Source organism: Mycobacterium sp. 20KCMC460 (genome assembly GCF_022179425.1).
GTDB lineage: Bacteria > Actinomycetota > Actinomycetes > Mycobacteriales > Mycobacteriaceae > Mycobacterium > Mycobacterium kiyosense.
Genome location: NZ_AP025524.1, coordinates 2,807,752 through 2,827,885 on the forward strand (window position 1 = coordinate 2,807,752; position 20,134 = coordinate 2,827,885).

18 protein-coding genes are annotated in these 20,134 nt (G+C 60.7%); 6 read left to right on the forward strand and 12 right to left on the reverse strand.

Annotated features, from left to right (window positions below):
• Positions 1–18 precede the first annotated feature (18 nt).
• The 4 genes from MKCMC460_RS13220 to rfbH form a co-directional block, all read right to left on the reverse strand.
• The gene (locus MKCMC460_RS13220; protein ID WP_238305837.1) at positions 19–1,467 is read right to left on the reverse strand and encodes a hypothetical protein; all 1,449 of its coding nucleotides are present in this window, start codon (positions 1,465–1,467) and stop codon (positions 19–21) included.
• A 19-nt stretch (positions 1,468–1,486) separates the two neighbouring features.
• On the reverse strand, positions 1,487–1,894 hold the full coding sequence (locus MKCMC460_RS13225; RefSeq protein WP_236975644.1) for a GtrA family protein: 408 nt from the start codon (positions 1,892–1,894) through the stop codon (positions 1,487–1,489).
• Positions 1,895–1,974: 80 nt separating this feature from the next.
• Positions 1,975–2,991 carry a CDP-glucose 4,6-dehydratase gene (rfbG, locus tag MKCMC460_RS13230; RefSeq protein WP_238305839.1) on the reverse strand — a complete coding sequence of 339 codons (1,017 nt, stop codon included), beginning with the start codon at positions 2,989–2,991 and terminating at the stop codon, positions 1,975–1,977.
• A 2-nt stretch (positions 2,992–2,993) separates the two neighbouring features.
• Complete coding sequence (rfbH, locus tag MKCMC460_RS13235) at positions 2,994–4,361, reverse strand: lipopolysaccharide biosynthesis protein RfbH (RefSeq protein ID WP_255731307.1); 1,368 nt, start codon at positions 4,359–4,361, stop codon at positions 2,994–2,996.
• 153 nt (positions 4,362–4,514) lie between these two features.
• Here rfbH and rfbF point away from each other — a divergent pair, with 153 nt between their 5' ends.
• The 5 genes from rfbF (at position 4,515) to MKCMC460_RS13260 (ending at position 10,255) form a co-directional block, all read left to right on the forward strand.
• Complete coding sequence (gene rfbF / locus MKCMC460_RS13240; RefSeq protein ID WP_236975640.1) at positions 4,515–5,291, forward strand: glucose-1-phosphate cytidylyltransferase; 777 nt, start codon at positions 4,515–4,517, stop codon at positions 5,289–5,291.
• A gap of 8 nt (positions 5,292–5,299) precedes the next feature.
• Positions 5,300–6,232, forward strand: coding sequence for a glycosyltransferase family 2 protein (locus MKCMC460_RS13245; RefSeq protein ID WP_236975637.1), 933 nt, complete (start codon positions 5,300–5,302; stop codon positions 6,230–6,232).
• Positions 6,229–8,064 carry a thiamine pyrophosphate-binding protein gene (locus MKCMC460_RS13250; RefSeq protein WP_238305841.1) on the forward strand — a complete coding sequence of 612 codons (1,836 nt, stop codon included), beginning with the start codon at positions 6,229–6,231 and terminating at the stop codon, positions 8,062–8,064. Before MKCMC460_RS13245 ends, MKCMC460_RS13250 begins: the two co-directional genes overlap by 4 nt.
• Before the next feature lie 102 nt (positions 8,065–8,166).
• Positions 8,167–9,276, forward strand: a complete 1,110-nt coding sequence (locus MKCMC460_RS13255) for an N-acetylneuraminate synthase family protein (protein ID WP_238305843.1) — start codon at positions 8,167–8,169, stop codon at positions 9,274–9,276.
• Between the two features lie 313 nt (positions 9,277–9,589).
• Positions 9,590–10,255 carry a methyltransferase domain-containing protein gene (locus tag MKCMC460_RS13260; protein ID WP_236975622.1) on the forward strand — a complete coding sequence of 222 codons (666 nt, stop codon included), beginning with the start codon at positions 9,590–9,592 and terminating at the stop codon, positions 10,253–10,255.
• Between the two features lie 18 nt (positions 10,256–10,273).
• On the opposite strand, the gene MKCMC460_RS13265 is transcribed toward MKCMC460_RS13260, so the two are convergent.
• From MKCMC460_RS13265 to MKCMC460_RS13300, 8 genes are all read right to left on the reverse strand, one after another.
• Positions 10,274–11,197, reverse strand: a complete 924-nt coding sequence (locus tag MKCMC460_RS13265) for an NAD(P)-dependent oxidoreductase (RefSeq protein WP_236975620.1) — start codon at positions 11,195–11,197, stop codon at positions 10,274–10,276.
• Positions 11,198–11,218: 21 nt separating this feature from the next.
• Positions 11,219–11,953 (reverse strand): glycosyltransferase family 2 protein, encoded by a 735-nt coding sequence (locus MKCMC460_RS13270; protein WP_255735912.1) that lies wholly within the window; start codon positions 11,951–11,953, stop codon positions 11,219–11,221.
• Positions 11,953–12,654: an FkbM family methyltransferase gene (locus tag MKCMC460_RS13275; protein ID WP_236984193.1), complete on the reverse strand. Its 702-nt coding sequence runs from the start codon at positions 12,652–12,654 to the stop codon at positions 11,953–11,955. Before MKCMC460_RS13275 ends, MKCMC460_RS13270 begins: the two co-directional genes overlap by 1 nt.
• Before the next feature lie 53 nt (positions 12,655–12,707).
• Entirely contained in the window at positions 12,708–13,676 is a 969-nt protein-coding gene (locus MKCMC460_RS13280) for a GDP-L-fucose synthase (protein ID WP_236975617.1), read from the reverse strand.
• Positions 13,673–14,695, reverse strand: a complete 1,023-nt coding sequence (gene gmd, locus MKCMC460_RS13285) for a GDP-mannose 4,6-dehydratase (protein WP_236975615.1) — start codon at positions 14,693–14,695, stop codon at positions 13,673–13,675. Before gmd ends, MKCMC460_RS13280 begins: the two co-directional genes overlap by 4 nt.
• Before the next feature lie 196 nt (positions 14,696–14,891).
• Positions 14,892–15,446: a hypothetical protein gene (locus MKCMC460_RS13290; RefSeq protein ID WP_236975605.1), complete on the reverse strand. Its 555-nt coding sequence runs from the start codon at positions 15,444–15,446 to the stop codon at positions 14,892–14,894.
• An 812-nt stretch (positions 15,447–16,258) separates the two neighbouring features.
• On the reverse strand, positions 16,259–17,224 hold the full coding sequence (locus MKCMC460_RS13295; RefSeq protein ID WP_255730605.1) for a glycosyltransferase family 2 protein: 966 nt from the start codon (positions 17,222–17,224) through the stop codon (positions 16,259–16,261).
• Between the two features lie 127 nt (positions 17,225–17,351).
• The gene (locus tag MKCMC460_RS13300) at positions 17,352–18,113 is read right to left on the reverse strand and encodes a GAP family protein (protein WP_236975603.1); all 762 of its coding nucleotides are present in this window, start codon (positions 18,111–18,113) and stop codon (positions 17,352–17,354) included.
• Positions 18,114–18,364: 251 nt separating this feature from the next.
• On the opposite strand from MKCMC460_RS13300, the gene MKCMC460_RS13305 reads away from it, so the two are divergent.
• Complete coding sequence (locus tag MKCMC460_RS13305) at positions 18,365–20,122, forward strand: AMP-binding protein (RefSeq protein ID WP_236975601.1); 1,758 nt, start codon at positions 18,365–18,367, stop codon at positions 20,120–20,122.
• Positions 20,123–20,134: the final 12 nt, after the last annotated feature.

A 20,134-nucleotide genomic window follows, 5' to 3' on the forward strand; every position in this document is an offset into this window, starting at 1 on the left:
CACCCGTTAAGCTTAACTTTAGGATGCGTTCGCCGTAACAGGTTGACTTGACACTGGTATAGAGACGTCTTCACGGCTTTTTGACCACGGTTTACGGGCGTAAGAGACGACGATTGCCGCGCATGCGAGCAGCCACAAGAGGGGAGCCAACGCCGCAGTGGTTTCCACGAGATCCAGGCGGCCAGTCCATGCGCTGATGATTGGCGAGAAAGGCAGTGGTGTCTGGGCGATGCTAAGTGCGGCGGCGAGACTGACGCAGATCCCGACTGCGCGACGACCGTCCTCAATTGTTGCGAGTCGGTCAAAGATTCCCGATCCCGGAGGGCCGTCCGGGTCGCGTATCAGCAGCGCTGCGACTGGTAACACGAAAACGAGGTAGTAGTGGTAAACCAACGGCGGGGAAAGCGAGGCGGTAGCTAGCAGGGCGATTCCGACCATCACCGGGGGGACGCGTCTTCCGAGGGCGAACAAGCAACCGACAATCAGGACAAGTACGCCATATCCGATCAATGAGCGCGCACCGCTGAGGTAGCCAACATGCAAGTCGCCCGCCCCGTTCTTGATGGCATCGGGGATCAATAGGAGTCCCCTGCCGAAGGACACGTTATAGGAGACGAGCAGCAAACTCTGATTAAGGTTTCCCGAATTATGACCGCGCATATTGTCGACTGTCTGCACGATGGTTCGCGGAAAGTCATGCGGCGTCAGCAGCAAGTACGCCGCGAGGTTGGATAGTATGCCCCCGACGGCCGCGATGCCGCCCAATCTCCATTGACGAGCCGCGAGTAACGCAACTCCCAACAAGGCGAACTGTGGTTTGACCAGCGCAGCCAAGATCACCATCACTGCGACCACCCCCCACCGTTGTCTGCACAATGCAATCAAAAACACCAGCATGATCGGCACTACAAACCCGGTCGAGTTACCTCGATCGACATCGACCAATGCCGGAATGGCGGCCGCGCCGCAAGCCACGAAAATCACGAGCCTTTCCAGACCACGTGCGCCCCGAGCGGCCCAGAAGGCGGGAGTAAGGACCGCCATGGTCAGAGCGATCAGGTATCCGAACAAGACCAGTTGCGGCACACCCAACCAGCTACCTAAGAGCGCAAAAAGCCGAAACGGCATGAGCGCTGCTGCCGAGTACACACCGGTGCTAGAGACGAAGTAGTGATGCCAGGGGTCCGGCTGCTGCATCAAAGCCACCAGATCCGCATAATCGGTGAAGCAGTGGCGCCCGACGCCTTTGACCATGTCGTCCCGGCAATCGTCGCGTAGATAGAACAGAGATGTGATTACGTCTTTGGAGAAGTATTGGGTGAGTACGAAGCTCGTGGCCGCCGCCACCGCTGACATCAGAAGGATGGTGCCGATTAGTAGCGTGCGCTCGGACTGTTGAAGGACGCCTGAAAGCTGCTCACGGATCGAGATAGCGACCTTTCGAGGCGTGTCGGCCGATAGCCTCACATTTATCCCCTCGGTGGCACTAGGGGCTCGGCGTCTCATCTTCAGCGTCGTCCCCGCTGCGCCGGAACGAGAAGTGCCGGTGGCCGAAGTAGCTCAGAAATGTGGTGGATGCGACGATGATCCCTTGTCCCGCAATGCGGTTCAGGCCCATCTGGACCAGCAGAGGTAACACTACAATGTTCACTGCGAGCCCGGTGAGGTAGACGCTCCAGAATCGCACCAGGTCGCGAAAAACGTGTCCGCGAACGTGGAACACGAACCGTCGATGCAACACGAAAGCTGATAACACAGCAAGTACGTGCGCGACGCCGACGGTCACCAGTGATCCGGCGACCTTGCCGAATCGATGGTCAACGAGGTGGCCCACGGTCACCGAGCAGGCAATGAATATCGCGAACCCTACGACGGTGTTGATCACCCCGACCATCAGGAACGCTACCCGCTGATCGTGAACCAGTCGGATCAGCGGCCCAGGGGGCGCAGCTTGTGGTGGCAGGTCAAATTCGGTCATCCGAGGCTCTCGAACGCGGCGATCTGTTCTTGAGTCACCGCCAGCGGGTCGGCGCCTTCGTGCACGCGCCGAGCCCAGTCGATTGTCCACGTGACGGCATCCCGAAAGCCGAGCCGATTGCGCCAGCCCAGTTCACGTTCCGCCTTGCCGGCGTCGAGGGCCAGCAGGTTCGCCTCGTGGGGGTGGTCGCCAGGCTGCGGTTGCCAATGAGCACCGCCGCCCCATAATTCGGCGGCCAGCGTCGCGACCTCGCCGACCTGAACGAAACTGTCGCGGCCCGGCCCGAAGTTCCACTGACCCAAACCGGAACCAGTTAGCAGCGCGTCGGCAAGGACGAGATACCCGTTAAGGCAATCCAGTACGTGCTGCCACGGTCGCACCGCGCGCGGAAACCGCAATTGGGGCGCCCTGCCATCGGCATAGGCGGCCACCAGATCTGGTAGCAGCCGATCGTGACTGACGTCGCCACCGCCAATGACGTTGCCGCCCCGCGCAATTGCGGTGGGCACACCTGGAAAGCTGCGAATCCAGGACTGGGCCAACAGATCAGCCATCGCCTTGGAAGCGCTGTAGGGATCATCACCGCCGAGGGGGTCGGTTTCGACGTATCCGGCCTCCTGATCGACGTTGCGGTAGACCTTGTCGGTCGTAATGACCACGTGTGCGCGCACCGAGGGGGTGGCGCCGACCGCTTCCAGCACGTTGAGGGTCCCGATCGCGTTGGTCTCGTAGGTGTACCGCGGGTTGCGATACGACTCGCGGACCAGCGACTGGGCGGCCATATGCACCACGACGTCGGGGGCGGCCGCCTTGACCGCCGCGGCGGTGGCTTCTGCGTCGCGGATGTCCACCCGGAAGTCGCTCACCAGGTGTTCGGTCAGCCCGGCCCGTTGGAACAGGCTGCCGTCATCGGGATTCAGGGCCAGACCGGACACCTGGTGGCCGCGGCTCAGCAGCAGTAGCACCAGCCACGGCCCCTTGAACCCGGTGTGCCCGGTGATGAGGTAATGCACGGTTATCGCGCGGCTTCGGCCATGTACTCGCGGATCGAGTCCGCGACGAAGTCCAGCATCGGTGTGGTCAGACCGGGATAGGTGCCGACCCAGAACGTGCGGTTCATGACGATGTCGGTGTTGGTCAGGTCTCCGACGAACCGGAAGTCGACGTTGCGATAGGCCGGCTGCTTGACGAGGTTGCCGGCGAACAGCTGCCGGAAGCCGATCTTGCGTTCGTCGAGGAAGCGCATGAACTTGGTGCGCTCCACGGGGTGCTCGGGATCCAGAGTGATCGGGTAGCCGAACCAGGAGGGTTCCGACTTGGGGGTGGCGACCGGCAGGATCAGTCCCTCGGTGCCGGTCAACTTCGAGGTCAGGTAGTCGAAGTTCTCTTTTCGTGCCTGGACGAACCCGTCGATCTTGGCCAGCTGCGACAGCCCCAGAGCGGCCTGCATGTCGGTCGCTTTCAGGTTGTAACCGATGTGGCTGTAGATGTACTTGTGGTCATAGCCCTTCGGCAGGTCGCCGAGTTGCCATTCGAACCGCTTCTCACACGTGTTGTCGTTCCCGGGGGCGCAGTAGCAGTCCCGGCCCCAGTCGCGGAACGACTCGACCTGCTTGCGTACCAGTGCCGACTTGACGAATACGGCGCCACCTTCACCGGTGGTGATGTGGTGGGCGGGGTAGAAGCTGACGGTCGCGGTGTCGCCGAAACTGCCGGTGCGTTGGCCGTCGTAGGTCGATCCGAGTGCGTCGCAGGAGTCCTCGATCAGCCACAGGCCGTGCTTGTCGCACAGCTCCCGCACGGTGTCGAGGTCGAACGGATTGCCCAGGGTGTGTGCCATCATGATGGCCCGTGTCTTGGGCCCGACGGCCTCACGCAGCCGCTCCGGGATGGCGTCGTAGGTGCCCAACTCGATGTCGACCACCACCGGCCGCATGCCGTTTTGGATGATCGGGTTGACGGTCGTGGGGAAGCCGGCGGCCACGGTGAGCACTTCGTCGCCGGGCTGAAGTGGCCCCTTGCCGAAACGCTTTTTGTTGCCGGCGAGCTTGGGGCTGGTCAGGGCGCTGAGAGCACACAGGTTGGCGCTGGACCCGCTGTTGACGAAAACGGCGCCGCGGGCTCCCACGTAGCGGTACAGAGCGCGCTCGAACAGCGGATGGAACCGGCCGGCGGTCAGCCAGCCGTCCAGAGATGCGTCGACGAGTGCGGCGAAATCCTCCGGATCCAGGACCTTGCCTGAGACTGGGACGGGCGTCTCGCCAGCGACGAATTCCGATGTCACGAGCTTGCGCTTGGCGTATCCGCGAACCGCCGCGAGGATGTCCTCGCGATCCTGCTCGAGCCCGCCCTCCCCAAACTCATCGGTATCGAGTCTTGAAATGACATCTCCTCAAAGCTGTGTATGTGGAACATTATGCGGCGGCCTCAAAACCCCTCCGGCCGCGTCGCTGCGTTGCTAGTGTGTCATCTGCGCGACGCCACGTCAGCGAAACCGCGCTTGGGGGACAAACTACTTGAGATTGGAACAATGGTAATGAAAGCCGTGCTCCTCGCGGGCGGCCTCGGCACCCGTATGCGTGAGGAGACCGAGTTCCGCCCGAAGCCGATGGTGGAGGTGGGCGGTCGCCCTGTGCTTTGGCACATCATGAAAATCCTTGGCCACCACGGCATTTCGGAGTTCGTGGTGTGCACGGGTTACAAGAGCGAATACATCAAGGGCTACTTCTCCAACTATGGGGTGTCCAACCTGGACTTCACCATCACACTTGGCGACCAGTCCAGCATCAAGTACCACGGGTCTCACGATGAATTCAATTGGCAGGTGACGGTTGCCGATACAGGTCTGGACACGATGACCGGAGGTCGGATCAAGCGCATTCGGAAGTACGTGGGCGACGAGACCTTTCTGTGCACCTACGGCGACGGGATCGCGGACGTGGACATTCCCGCGCTGATCGAGTTTCACCGCGCGCACGGCAAGATCGCGACCGTGACAGCGACCCAGCCGATGAGCCGGTTCGGAGTCATTGACCTCGAACAAGACGGAGCCGTTGCCAAATTTCGAGAGAAGCCCAAAACCGAGGACTGGATCAACATCGGCTACTTCATTTTTGAGCCGGGAGTGTTCGATTATCTAGAAGGCGACGAAACGGTCCTCGAGGATAAGCCCTTGCTGCGGCTTGCCGAGGATCGTCAAATCGCCGCATTCCCGCACCACGGATTCTGGCAGCCGATGGATACTTTCCGGGAATCGCAATTACTGAACAACCTCTGGAGCGGTGGTAACCCACCCTGGAAAGTGTGGAGTTAGGTGCGGCAGTGAAGAAGAAAATCGCAGTGATCTCGCCCGCTTTCAATGAAAGTGAGTGCGTCGAAGAATTAGCCCGGCAGCTCGCAAAGGTGTTCGACTCCGAGCCGGAATACGACTTCGAGGCGATCATCATCGAGAACGGTTCGACCGATGACACGATGGACAAACTGCTTGCAATTCATGAGGCGGACCCGCGTTTCAAGATCTTGCAACTGGCCCGCAACTTCCGGATGGATGGCGGGCTGACCGCCGGTCTCAACGTGGTGGATGCCGATGCCGTCGTACTAATGACCGCCGACCTGCAGGACCCGCCCGAGTTCATCCACGACATGATTCGCGCGTGGGAACAGGGATACGAAAACGTTTACGGAGTTGTCACCGAACGGGGTGGCGTCGGTCCCATCCGCAGGATGAACTCACAATTGTTCTACTGGCTCGCCGGTTACCTCACCGACGATCGGATCACCAAGAACGCTAGCGACTTTCGTTTGGTGGACCGCAAAGTTTACGAGGCGGTGCGCGCGATGGATGAACGCAATAGGTTCGTTCGGGGCCTGTTCTCCTGGGTCGGTTTCAAATCGATCGGCCTGCCGATGAAGCGGGCACCTCGTTTCGCAGGGGAATCCAAGGCTTACACGTTTGGCGTAATCGACCTGGCAGGCAAGGGTATCCTTGCCCATTCCTACATGCCGCTGCGGCTTATCACGCTCACCGGCTTTGCCTTGAGTGGTCTCGCAGCCGTCTCCGTGGTTCTGCTCGCTGTGCGCTTCTTCCTAATGGGGGTGCCATTTCCCGGGTACGGCTCTTTGATCTGCATCATGCTGATCGGTTTCGGTGTTGTCACATTGCTCCTCGGGGTCGTCGGCGAATACTTGGCGCTCATTTACGAGGAAGTCAAACAACGCCCCAATTTCGTTGTGACCAGGAAAGTCGGGTTATGACAGCGCCAACTAAATACGGTGACCAGCTGATCGACTGGTTGGTCGGCGCCGGTTACACCCATTGCTTCTTCGTCGCCGGCGGCAACATCATGCACCTTCTCGATTCAGTCCGAACCCGGATGGTGTGTGTGCCCTTTGTTCACGAGGTAGGTGCCGCGATCGCGGTGGAACACTTCAATGCTTCACGCGATGACGGTGCCGGTCGTGCGATGGCCCTGGTCACCGCCGGGCCCGGCATTACGAATGCGCTAACGGGCATTGCCGGAGCTTGGCAGGAAAGCCGTGAATTGTTGGTCATCGGCGGACAGGTCAAGAGCAGCGATCTGAGCCGCGGTTCGGTACGTCAGCGTGGCATCCAGGAGATCGACGGCGTCGAGCTGGTGAGCAGTATTACCAAGCGGGCGTTACGCATTGAACGACCGGTCGAACGCGACATCGTCCTAGACGCAGTCCTCGATGGTCGCACGCCACGGCAGGGACCGGTATTTCTCGAGGTCTGCCTCGATGCCCAGGCGGCACCCACGATCCCGGCGCCGGAGAGCCCGGCGGTCCCCGAGGCGGCCGCTCTGGATGACGTGCCCGCGGCCGAGGTCGAACGGGTTGCCGCGTGGATGCGCGAGTCGGAGCGCCCAATCATCCTCATCGGTGGTGGGGTGAGCCGTCGCGCCGTTCGAGCGCTGGGGGAGCGGACCGCAGCAGCCGGCATCCCCCTCATGACGACCTGGAACGGCATCGACCGGGTTCCGACCGAGCACCCGCTTTACGCGGGGCGCCCCAACGGCGCTGGACCCCGGGCGGCCAACATCCTTATTCAGCAGTCAGACCTGGTGGTCGCAATCGGCACCCGGTTGGGTTTGCAGCAAACCGGCTTTGCCTGGGAGGAGTTCGTGCCGGTAGGGCGCGTCGTCCAGGTCGATATCGACGCCGCGGAGTTGGAAAAAGGACACCCACGCGTCGATTTGCCACTGTGTGGGGAAGCCAACCGATTCCTGGCCGCTCTGTACGCCGCCGATCTCGGCGATCCGGCGCGGTGGGAAACGTGGCGGGAGTTCATCGCTTCTGTACGGGCCGAGTTGCCCCTCAACGACCCGCAAAACGTTACCTCTCCCGGCTTTGTCAAACCGTATGAGTTCGCGATGCAGCTGTGTGACATCGCCGAACCAGACGCGGTCGTCCTGCCGTGTAGCAGCGGCAACGCGGAGGTCGTAGCTATGCAGGCCCTCCAGCTGCGGGCTGACCAGAAGGTCGTCGGCGACAAGTCGTTGGCGAGCATGGGCTATGGGCTCTCCGGCGCCATCGGCGCTGCGCTGGCTAACCCCGGTCGGCAAGTTCTGCTCAACGAGGGAGACGGCGGGTTCGCGCAGAATCTGCAAGAACTCGGCACGCTCGCGGTCACTGGAGTAAAGCTCAAGGTTTTCTTGATGGTGAATAACGGCTACGCGTCGATCCGGATGACGCAGCGCAACTACTTCAACGGAGCCTGGATCGGCTGCGATGCCACGACTGGCCTGGGCCTGCCGAACTGGCAGGATTTGGCCAAGGCGTACGGCATTCCGTATGCACGAATCGAAGTCAAAGCCGGCACGGACGGTGGTGACTTGCGTTCGTTGTTCGATGCTTCCGGTGTGACTGAGCTGCTTCAAGCAGACGGTCCTGCACTGATCGAGGTCCCAGTAGACCCCGAGCAGACCTACTACCCGAAAATCAGCTCGGCGGTGCAGCCAGACGGTTCGATGAAGTCCAACCCGTTGCACCGGATGAGTCCGCCGCTGCCAACCGCGGTGGAGGAACGCGTTCTCGTCCACCTCAAGTCGGCAGTACCCCAAGCCTGAGCACATGATCCAGCTAATAACGCCGTTACGCCACGAAATTGGTACGCATGTCGCAGAATGGAGCGCGTTAAGGCGTCGACGTGACGAGGGAGGCACGATCGTATGAACAAGCCAAGCCAGCGAGACCGTGAAATTTTTGAGAACCTCTTTGTACTGGAGGCGGCCAACAATCACTGGGGCGACTTGGAGCGTGGCAAGAAGATTGTGAGCGACTACGGTCGGGTGGTCCGCTACAACTCGGTCAAGGCCGCGATCAAATTCCAGTTCCGCGACGTCGAGAACTTTATCCATGACGACTTCAAGGGCAATAAGGAGATTCGCTACATCAGCAAGACTGAGGCGACCCGACTGTCCAAGGCGAACTTCAAAGTGCTGGCCGAAGAGACCAGGCGCGTCGGCTGCATTCCGATGGCCACTCCGTTCGACGAAACGTCCGTCGATCTGTGCGTTGAACTCGACTTTCCGATCATCAAAGTGGCGAGTTCCGATTGCAACGACTGGCCTTTGCTAGAGAAGATCGCCTCCACGCGGCGCCCGACGATTATCTCGTCCGGCGGTGCGAATGAGAAGTCGCTTGACGATGTCGTGACGTTCTTTGAGCATCGCGCCATTCCACTGGCGATCAACCACTGTGTGAGTCTCTACCCTTCCGAGGACTACCAGCTCGAACTCAACCAAATCGACTATCTACGTTCGCGATACGACGACCATGTAATCGGTCTGTCGACCCATGAGTATCACGACTGGCACTCAAGCATGCTGATTTCTTACGCGAAGGGGGCGCGGACCTGGGAGCGACACGTCGACATCGACTACGACGACGTACCCGTCTCGTCCTATTGCTCACTTCCCGAGCAAATCGACACATGGTTCAAGGCTTTCCGGAAAGCCGAAGAGATGTGCGGTGGTTCATCAGACCGCCGCCGGGTGCTTCCGAAAGAGGAGATCCAGTACCTGGATGCATTGGTCCGCGGTGCTTACGCCAAGCGTGACCTAGAGCCGGGCTACGAATTCCACAGCGCTACCTTCAACGACGATTTTTACCTAGCCATTCCTCTTCGTAAAGGCCAGCTTTCCTGTCGAGAGATCCTGAACGGTCAAAAGCTCACCGAGCCGATCAAAGTGGATGAGCCACTGACGATCGAACACGTCGACGGTCCCTATGCCGAGTCGGACTACCTGCGTCAGTTCATCCTCGACCGCGGGTTCTGACGAGGTCATGGCGAAGTCCGCTCAGCTGCCCGCCCCCGACGGGAAGCAAGCCGGTGCACCCACACTGTGTCCGATCTGCGGTGCTGCCGCGACTGTCCAAGCCCATGGCAGGATCGCGCCATTCATTTTGGAGCTCCAAGGTGACCCAGCGGACGCCGAGCGGCGCACGGCGTTGTGTTGTTGCGTCACTTGCGATTTGGTCTACTTCTCGCATCGATTCGACGAGAAGGCTCTCGATGCAATGTATTCGGGGTACCGGAACGGCCGGTATCTATCAATACGGCGACGTTGGGAGCCTTGGTATTCACGCAACGTGAATTCGGCGACGGAGCCTGGATCGGAGGGTGCTGCCGAACGCGTCGGGTTCCTGACCGGGATCGTTGCGTCCTATACCAACATCAATGAGTTGCGCAACATCGTCGACTACGGCGGCGATGAAGGTCAGTTCTTTCCCGTAGGCTACGCGGGCCCGAAGTACGTTATTGAGGTTTCGGGCAAGAAACTGGTGGACGGTGTACGGGCGGCGGCATCGCTGGTGGAGCTACCAGAACAACCCCATCTGGTCATCGCGGCTCATTTGCTCGAGCACCTCGTGGACCCTGCGGCGCTGGTCAAGGAAGTTCGGGCCGCTATCGGTGAGGATGGGCTGTTCTACGTTGAGGTTCCATTGGACCGGCCGAAGGTCCGCCCTTGGCATGGGGGAGAGCGCTACCGTCGCTTTCTCGACTGGGTGTCAGCCACCCATGGCAGTTGGGTTGCTGCAGATTTCGCTGCCGGCGTTGCGCGGAACCTGGGTCGCACCGTACCGCGACTTGGGGCCGTCAAGCAGAGCGAGCACATCAACTATTTCTCGACGAAATCGTTGCGGGCGTTGCTTGCCGCGGGAAATTTCCGAGTAGTCTGCACGCAGGCCGACCCAACCGCGAGTGTCGGGGGTTTGCGGATGGGCCGCTTGGGAGTGCTCGCCATTCCAGTTTGACCGCAGCGTGACGCCGAATTAGTTGCGGCCCAGCACTCCGCGGGCCGTGATCTCAATCTGGCGATCAAGGGGCAGGCTCGCCAAATCCCATTTCCGGCAGCGCATTTCCCAATCCTGGCCGTCGGAATGGTAGCGATCTGGATTACCGGGCTTGACTTCGCCGCGGCTGATCACTGTGTCGGGACGGATCACTGACGCAACCCGTGCAGCTAGCTCAGCCATCTCGACCAGCTCGCCGCCACTGTCAACCGTGGCGGGTCCCACGCCTCCCTCGGCCAGACCTATTGCCAGTAACTCTTCAGCGAGCACGAAGCGACGAAATACCGGTCGGCGCGCCATGATTCGGATGGACCCCGCCGCAGCATCGCGGATCATGGAGCCGAGCGCGTAACCCTCGGGTTTTTGCACATGGGCGCCGGAAATGCTCCACGCCCGCACCACGACGGGAACCGCATCAGTCTCGGCGGCGGCTTCGTTCATGCGGATTTCTGCCTCACGCTTGAGGTAGCCGTACGGGTTGTCCTCAATCGGAGCTGTGAGAGCGTCTTTCGGGTAAACAGCCGCTCCGCTGGAAACCGTAAGTACAAGACGTACGCCTGGCAGTCGTGTGGCGTGCAGCAGGCGATCCGTCAGTGTCCGATTAGCCGAAATGTACTCATCGAGCGACAACTCGGCGACTCGGTCGCGGGTGAGAAACGCGCAGTCCAGCACGACGGTCGGGGCAAAATCGGCCACCTCCCGCTCGTCCCACACGCGGCACTCGATATCGCGACCATCAACTTGGATAGTCCGGGCTCGACTGGCCAGCGCTAGGGTGGGCAGATCCAAGGGGGCCAACAGGTCCAGAGCAGTCCTTCCAAGCCAACCTGATGCGCCGGTGACAAGTATTCGGTCGTCGCCGATCGCCTTTGTCGCAAGTGCGCGCGCGCCGGCACTCACCATTTCGTCAATTTCGTTGATCAGTCACGAACCCCTTTCCGGTTTCCGTAGCTTTCGGCGCAGCACCTCCAGACACCCCGCGCCGATGAACACAGGCAATCGCTTCTTGAATTCTTTGTCCTCTTTTTTGCTCAGACCGCTAATATCGTTGTAGTCAGCAACAACGATATCCACGTACCGAGTCACGAGTGCCGGGTTGGAAAAACAGCGAATATTGAAGTCCCAGTCGGCCCATAACCGATAACGCAGGTTGTAGGGGCCGATATTGCTGAAAAGTTCGCGGCGGTAAAAAATCGCCTGATGGCATATGTTCCGCTCGAATACCAGACGGTCAAGGTCGAATATTCCGGCGTACCGGGTTCCCTTCGAGCGCATGATCACGTCGCCATATATAAGATCCGCGTTCTCCTGCTCGCTGGCGAAATTGGCTATTTTAGCCAGGGTATCCGACTCGTAGAGTGCATCATCGGCTCCAAGGAAAAACAGCCATGCACCGCTGGCCATGCCTACGCCGCGGTTCATGGCATCGTAAGGGCCTTTGTCCGGGCCGGAATGGAGGATAAGACGCTGGCCGAAGCTGGCGCGGTAGTTTTCGACGACGTCCATAGTTCCGTCCGTGGACCCGCCGTCGACCAGGACGACCTCGAAGCTGCGGAACGTTTGAACGGCAATGCTGTTCAGGCAGGCCCGCAGGGTCGACATCACATTAAAGGTCGGAATGATGATCGAGAACTCGGGTGCTCTCCCGGGATCGTCCACTAATCATCCTCACGGAAGAACGTGCCGTCGGCTTGCAACATTCGACCGTTGCGTAAATCCGTGAAACAAGGTTGTAGCCCGGTCAACGTGAAGCCCAGCGAATGCGCGAGATCGAGTGCCTCGCGTATGAGCATGCCGCCTTCGTAGAGGGGCACGAACGACAGTTCGAGTTGCATACCGACGCAATGCTCGCTTACCGTCGACGTGCTTCCTGCCAGCACTTGCTTCTCGAAGCCTTGAACATCAATTTTGAGAAATGCGACGTCGGTTGGTCGCAAGATTTCCGCGGCTATAGAGTCGAGTCGGTGTATCGGTACTTCTTCGACCCCGACATAATTAGCTGGGGGATAGGCTTCCCGATGAGTTTCTAGCATAGGCAATACTGAGCTGCTTTCGCCCGAGTTGCCCGCTATATGTATCGATGTAACGCCGTCATAGTCACCCAGCGCACAATGTCGGCACTCCCATCTCAAATCGCCGGAGGCCTCGCGCCGCAATTTCTTGAATGGTCCCGACAGCGGTTCGAACGAGACTATTTGCCCTTTGAATCCCGCTGCACGCAGACCGGCGCCGTACTGCCCGGAGTTGGCGCCGACATCGAGAACTACGTTGACTTGGTGCGATTCCAGTTGACGCAAGAAATTGCGCTTGAAGTCCAGATCAGGACGGTACCGGGACACTTCGATGCCGCCACGCTGCATGATTGCGCGGGCACGATGAAAGAAACTCACCTTGTCACACTCACGTCGTCCATCTATTGCCTCACCCCGGCGGCGTTCTCCCGATACCACGCGACGGTTGACGCGATGCCGTCAGCGAGCGCGATGCTGGGCTGCCACCCTGCCTCCCGTAGCAACGAAACGTCCAGCACCTTTCGGGGCGTGCCATCCGGTTTGGTTGCATCCCAACGAGTTTCGCCTCGGTAGCCGACCGCTTTGGCTACCATTTCGGCGATTTCGCGGATCGTGTGGTCGACGCCGGTACCGACGTTGACCTGATTCGGCCCGTCAAAGTGTTCAAGCAAGTGCAAGCACGCACTTGCAAGATCATCGACGTGCAACAGCTCACGCCGAGGTGTCCCGCTGCCCCAGTTCGTAACCGCCGGTGCGCCCGTAGCTCTCGCTTCGTCATACCGACGAATGAGTGCCGGCAGCAGATGCGAGTCGGACGGGGAGAAATTATCTCCCGGCCCATACAAATTCGTGGGCATCGCGGAAATCCACGGCAACTCGTATTGACGCCTCACCGATTGCACGTGAAGAATCCCGGCAATCTTGGCGATAGCGTACGCGTCGTTGGTCGGCTCGAGCGGCCCGGTAAGCAGCGCGTTCTCTCGGATCGGCTGCGGACTGAACTTCGGGTAAATGCACGACGAGCCCAGAAACAGTAACCGCGGTACCCGCATCGCCACCGCTGCGTCGAGCAGATTGACCTGGATCTGCAGGTTTTCCGAGAGAAAGTCGGCCGGGTAGGTGCTGTTTGCCATGATGCCACCCACCCGGGCCGCCGCGTCGATGACCACCTGAGGCCTGGATGTGGCCATGAAGTCGAACGTCGCGGCGCGATCGGTCAAATCGAGTTGGTCCCGCGACCGCAGAACGAGATTGGTGAATCCTTCACCGAGGAACTTCCGCACCAAGGCAGAGCCGACTAGTCCGCGATGCCCGGCGATGTAGATCGGAGCCGCGCGGTCAAGGGCTCCGATTGGATAGGCAGCGGTCATTTCTCTCCGGCGAATATCGGTTCGTCGACCCAGGGTGTGCCTTCGCACTCTAGGGCGGCAATGTCCGCATCCACCATGATTCGGGCTAATTCGGCAGTGTGGATTGACGCCTTCCACCCGAGCGTTTGAGCGGCCTTGGTTGCATCGCCGATCAGCGAATCGACCTCGGTGGGCCGTAGATAGCGTTCGTCGAATCTCACGTGCTTGCGCCAATCCAGGCCGGCGTGATCGAAGGCAGTCTGGGCGAATTCCTGGACGGTGTAGCCGCGCCCCGTCGCCAGAACGAAGTCGTCGGGCTCAGGTGCCTGCAGCATTCGCCACATACCTTCGACGTACTCCGGCGCATACCCCCAGTCGCGAACCGCATCGAGGTTGCCCATAAAGACCTCGGACTGCAGGCCGGCCTTGATGCGTGCCACGGCACGCGTAATCTTGCGCGTTACGAACGTCTCACCGCGCCTTGGTGATTCGTGATTGAACAAGATGCCGTTCACTGCGAACAGTCCGTAGGCTTCGCGATAGTTACGGGTCGCCCAGTACGAGTACACTTTGGCCGCGCCATACGGCGACCGAGGATAAAACGGCGTCGACTCGTTCTGTGGCGGCGGGGATGCGCCGAACATCTCCGAAGACGATGCCTGGTAGAAGCGACATTGCACCCGGGACAGGCGGACGGCTTCCAGTAGTCGAATCGAACCCATACCAGTGGTGTCGCCGGTGTGCACGGGTTCGTCGAAGCTCACTCGCACATGCGACTGGGCCGCGAGGTTATATACCTCGTCAGGTTCGATGGTGCTCAGCAACGTCACCAACCGAGTACCGTCGATCAGGTCACCATAGTGCAGGAACAGGCGCGCACCGGGGTCGTGAGGATCAACATAGAGGTGGTCGATCCGCGAGGTATTGAACGTCGACGCTCGACGGATCAGCCCGTGAACCTCATATCCTTTGCTGAGGAGGAGTTCCGCGAGATACGAGCCGTCCTGCCCGGTGATGCCGGTTATCAGCGCTCGCTTCACTCGGTTTCCATTCCTGTCGTCGACCCCGCCGCTGTCATCAGCCCGACGTTGCGCTTAGGTCCGTTAGACCGCCTCTCCGCCCGGATTTTAAGGTACAGGACTCGGCAATCGGCCTGAATTTGCGTACTCGCGATGAAGTCGCTTCTGGGCTGCCATGAAAGATCGTTCTCCGTCTGATGCGTTCTCGGGCGCGGACTCACTCGATCTTCGGCGCCAGATCGAATTCGGCGAATGTACGAGATACGAGCTCGCGCAACTCCGTTCGGGAGTTTGGCCCCCCCGGTCGGTAGGCAACGACGGTGAGGAAGACCTTTCCGAGGATCCGACCCGAGGCCACAAAGAGCTGACCGCCGATGCGTTCGAGAGTGCCCGTCGTAATGCCCGGTTCGATCAACCGCCCAGACGCATAGTCGGCATCTGTTCCATCCGGCCGTGCCGCCGCGGGATGTAGCGAGCCGAGATTGGAGCAACCGATGGGCAGAACGGATGTGCCCAGCCCGGCCCCGATCAGTCGTCGTGCTATCCATCTCGGTGTCATCGATGCCAGCGGCAGGACGGCCAACATCTCGTTGGGTTTCTCCGCAAGCTCACTGAGAGCCTGCTTGAGCTTGAGCCTGATTTCTCGAAGGTCTGACGTCACGTGCGCTGGGTCAACCGTCACCGTGGTGAATGTCAATGCGTTTCCGCGCGTGTCGCTTTCGGACCGTGCACCGACCGGGAAGGCCAGAGTGACTGAACCGTCGTTTCCCACGCGCCCCATTTTGACCCCCAGCCTGGAAGCAACGCCCGCGAACAGCGAGTTACTCGTCCCGTTAAGCTCCCTGGCGCGTGCATCCCAACGCTCGAGATCGACATATGCGGTCAGAGTGGGGACCACTGTTGCGTGATCACGGCTAGTCTGCCGCGGTGCAGGAGGTGCCGTCGCGATCGATGAGGCAAGTTCGGGACGGCCGCGCCGAGCGAGCCGCACGATCGCGGTCAACGCCCGTGCCAGCTCCGGTGCCGAGGCAAGAGTCTGTCGGCCATCCTGCAGCAGGGCTTGGCGGCGTGTACGCGAGCCTGGAAGCGGATAACCGAAGTCATGCGTTATGCCCGTGGCTGCGTCAGCTACCACCTGGCCAAGTGCAAGGCCGTCCACGACGGTGTGGGAAGCCACCAGGGTGATAGCGGTTCCTCCGTCCTCAAGCGGCAGAACTCCGAGATGCCAGCTGGGCCCGAACTCGGGGTCGACGGGGAGGCAAGCCCGCTCGTACGTCCAGGCATTCAGATCCGTCCGTGGCCGGGGTGCTTCGGCGACGTCGATGTCCTCTGGACCCCGAGCGAGCACCCACCGATCCCTCGCAAAGGGCAACGGAGACCGCTCGATTCGGCGCCCTAACAGACTGTGGCCGAGATTTCGATGAAAGCGACGTAGACCGTCGAGATTGGCGGGTCGGTCGTAGATCCACGTGACTTGCACGAGCGTTGCGTACCCAAGCGTGCGCAGCCCAAGATAGGACGTCTGATCAATGTGCGCGAGGCGGTTATCCACGGTACGGGTGGTTACGAGGGGACGGCCGCGGTTCAAATGGCCGAGGTGGCAAGTAGGCCCCCATCCCTCAATTGCTCAGCGTGAGCGAACTCGCGGACAGGCGCCTGCGCAATCAGCTTCAATCGAGACTCGCGTTGCGGTCCAAACACCAACACCCGCACGTGCACGCCCAGCCAAGTGAGTACCCACCACGCCCTGGCCATGCGACGAATCGCCCTGGGTGCAGCCGGATCCACAATCAGCCACGTGAGGATCCGCAGGCGGTCGAGCCAACTGCGTTGCGATCGGAAATTGCGCACTGATTCTGTGCCGGCCGAGTTAGTGCGGACCGACAACTTCTTCGGTACAAAGCAGACCGCCGACCGCAACATCAGGCGATACCAGAAGTCCAAGTCGACAAGTTGATAGATGTCAGTTCGAAAGCCCCCGACATCGAGGGCCAGCTGGCGCCGAAACATCACGCAGGTCGGTTCGCCGATGAAGTTACCGGACCCACCGAACAGGAGCATCTGCGCAACCAGCGACGGGCCTTCGTTGAATTCACGTAGCCGCAAGAAATAGATGTGCCGGGGACCTATACGCATCGTGAAGGGGATATTTTCGTACACCATCTGACGGGGTGCGAAAGCTAAACCGATCCTCGAATCATCGAAACACCGCGCCAGCGTTTGTAGAGCACCCGGCAATAACCAGTCGTCTCCGTGGACGAATTGGATAAGGTCACCGCGCGCGACTTCCATGCACTTGTTGTGGTTGCCGTTGAGCCCGAGTCGTACCTCGTTGCGAATCAGTCGGTCTCCGGGCCGGAGCATCGCTGCGGCGATATCAGCACAACCGTCCGGCGAGTCGTCGTCGACGACCACGATCTCAAACTCCACGCCCTCTTGATCCAGGATGCTTTGTAGGCACCGTGCGATGGTGGCGCTGTTGTTGTACATCGGAATGCACACCGAGACCAGCGGTGCCGGTGATCCTTGGCCGTCCTCATGTGGCTTCACGAAGGCCACGCTAGTTGCATCGCGGACTTACCAGTTCTCCGCCGCTGACCCGGCGGGTTAGCAGTCGCAAACCGAATGTGGGCATGCGGCAGGCGGGAAGCTAGCAAGTAGAGCATCGAGAGTTGGCTTAGAGATGGCCGATGCCCTGAGACATGAAAATTATCGCCGCCAGCGCAAGCGTGCCCTGGATGATCTGCCGACGATAAGTCCTCAGCAAAGTGTTCACCCGTAGCATCGCCGCCTGGGTCTGCCGTGGTGCCACCAGGTAACAAATAAGTGGAATCTCGACAAACACCAGTACCAAGAGGATGAACACGAGGAAGGCGCTGAATTGCGTGCTGGTACCCGCACCCGAGGCCATAATGACCGTCAACGCCATCGGTCCTTCGATGGGCGGCACCGACGCTCCGAGGCCCACCAAGAAAGCAGGCCAGGCAAGTCCACCTTCCAGCATGCTCTGGGTGCGTGCCGCGATTCGCGACATGGGGGTTTGGATTCGCGGCGGCCCCATCTCGCTGGCCATGATCTCTCCGTCCGGCCCTACGAGTGCCGGCGCAGTTTTCCGCGCCCGTTCCCGGGCCACCATTGCGGCTAGACAGAGCATCGCGATCAAACCAAGCGTGATCTGAAGGCGCCCGCCGGACAAAATTATGACTTCAGACCTTATCTCGTTAATTGTGGACATCGCGGATTGAATCGCGCCGAGCGCAATATCGTGCAGCAGAACGAGTACTGCAATTCCAACTCCGACGCCTGCGATGATGCCGCCGAACCAGTACGCGACCAGAGTCCGCAAGGCCTGCCGTCGAGATGTCAGGATTGCCGCGATTCCGATTCGCGCGGGGTCGATTAGCACCCCGAATCCTAGGCACAGCACGTAGGTCCACATCAGGAGGAACGCTACTAGGTTGGCGCGTATCTCGTGGCGTAACTGACGAATTAGTTGCACGAGTTGTCGCCACTCGGGCATCACGAGCAGCGCCTGTAGCCAGCGCGAGATATGACGGGCGGTACTGCGCCCGTGTGGCACCGCGAATCGTGGGTCTGCCAGGTGCGCAAGGGCTAGAAGCCTACGCCCGTCGTACCGGGTCTTACGGATTATGGGTTTTGCAGAGAGGGGTCCTCGGCGACTGTAGTGTGTTGCCCGTGGTCGAATCCTCACTTCCCAAGGTGGTGCGCGAGCGTGCGAGTTTGCAGCCCAACGATATTGCGCTGACCTTCTACGACTACGAGCAATCCTGGGATGGCGTCGAGCTCACCCTGACCTGGTCGCAGCTGTACCGCCGGATGCTCAACCTGGCCGCTCAGATCGCCCAACACGGCTCTACCGGCGATCGGGTGCTGCTGCTGGCGCCGCAAGGCCTGGACTACATCGTCGGGTTCCTGGCCTCGTTGCACGCCGGGCGCGTCGCGGTTCCGCTTTCGGTGCCGCAGGGCGGCGCCCATGACGAGCGCACCACGTCGGTGATGGCCGACACGTCGCCGGCCGTGGTGCTCACGTCGTCATCGGTGGTGGACAACGTCCGGCCGTACGTGACGCCGCGTCCCGGACAGGACGACACCGCCGTCCTGGAAGTCGATCAACTGGACCTCGACGCACGGCCGGGCCCGGCCGCACGGGCCACCTATGAGCAGCACCTCGACCCGCTCTACCTGCAGTACACCTCCGGGTCCACCCGGACACCGGCCGGGGTGATGTTGTCGAACGACAACTTATTCACCAATTTCGAGCAGATCATGAGCGCCTTCTACGGCATGCACGGCAAGGTGGCCCCGCCGGGTTCCACCATCGTGTCGTGGCTGCCGTTCTACCACGACCTGGGCTTCGTGCTGGGCATCATTCTGCCGATCCTGGGTGGTATTCCGGCCAAGCTGACCAGCCCGATGGGGTTTCTGCAGCGGCCCGCCCGGTGGATACAGCTGCTGGGTAGCAACACCCAGGCCTTCACCGCCGCACCGAATTTTGCCTTCGACTTGGCGGCCCGCAAGACCAAGGACGAGGACCTGGAAGGTTTGGACCTGACCACCATCCACGGCATCGTCAGCGGCGCCGAACGGGTCCAGCCGGTCACTGTCAAGCGCTTCATCGACAGGTTCAGCCCGTTCGGTCTGGATCCCAAGGTGATTCGCCCGTCCTACGGTATGGCCGAAGCCACGGTGTTCATGGCCTCACGCAGGGTGGCCGAGCCGCCCAAAGTCGTTCATTTCGACGCCACGAAGTTGCCCGAGGGCAAAGCGGTGCCGGTCGACGCCGCAAGTGACAGCACCGCACCGCTTGTCAGCTACGGCGTGGTCGACACGCAGCTGGTGCGCATCGTCGACCCGGACACCGGACGGGAATGCCCCGATGGCGTGGTCGGTGAAATCTGGGGACTGGGCGACAATGTCTCGCGCGGCTACTGGGAGAAGCCCGATGTGAGTGCCCGCACCTTCGGCGCCACCATCGTCAACCCCTCGGAGGGCACACCGGAGGGTCCCTGGCTGCGAACGGGCGATTCCGGATTCCTTTCCGACGGTGAGCTCTACATCGTCGGCCGCATCAAAGACCTGCTGATTGTCTACGGGCGCAACCATTCTCCCGACGACATCGAGGCGACGATCCAGACGATCAGCCCGGATCGATGCGCGGCCATCGCGGTTCCGATGGACGGCATCGAGAAGCTGGTCGCGATCCTCGAGATCAGGAAGAAGTTCGACAATCCCGAAGAGAAGACCGAACGCCTCGACTACGTCAAACGCGAAGTCACTTCGGCTATTTCGAACTCGCACGGGCTGGCGGTCGCCGATCTGGTGCTGGCGCCACAAGGTTCGATCCCGGTGACCACCAGCGGCAAAGTGCGCCGGGCCCTGTGCGTCGAGCTCTATCGTCAGGGAAAATTCGCCCGCCTGGATGCGTGACCAAAACGCCCC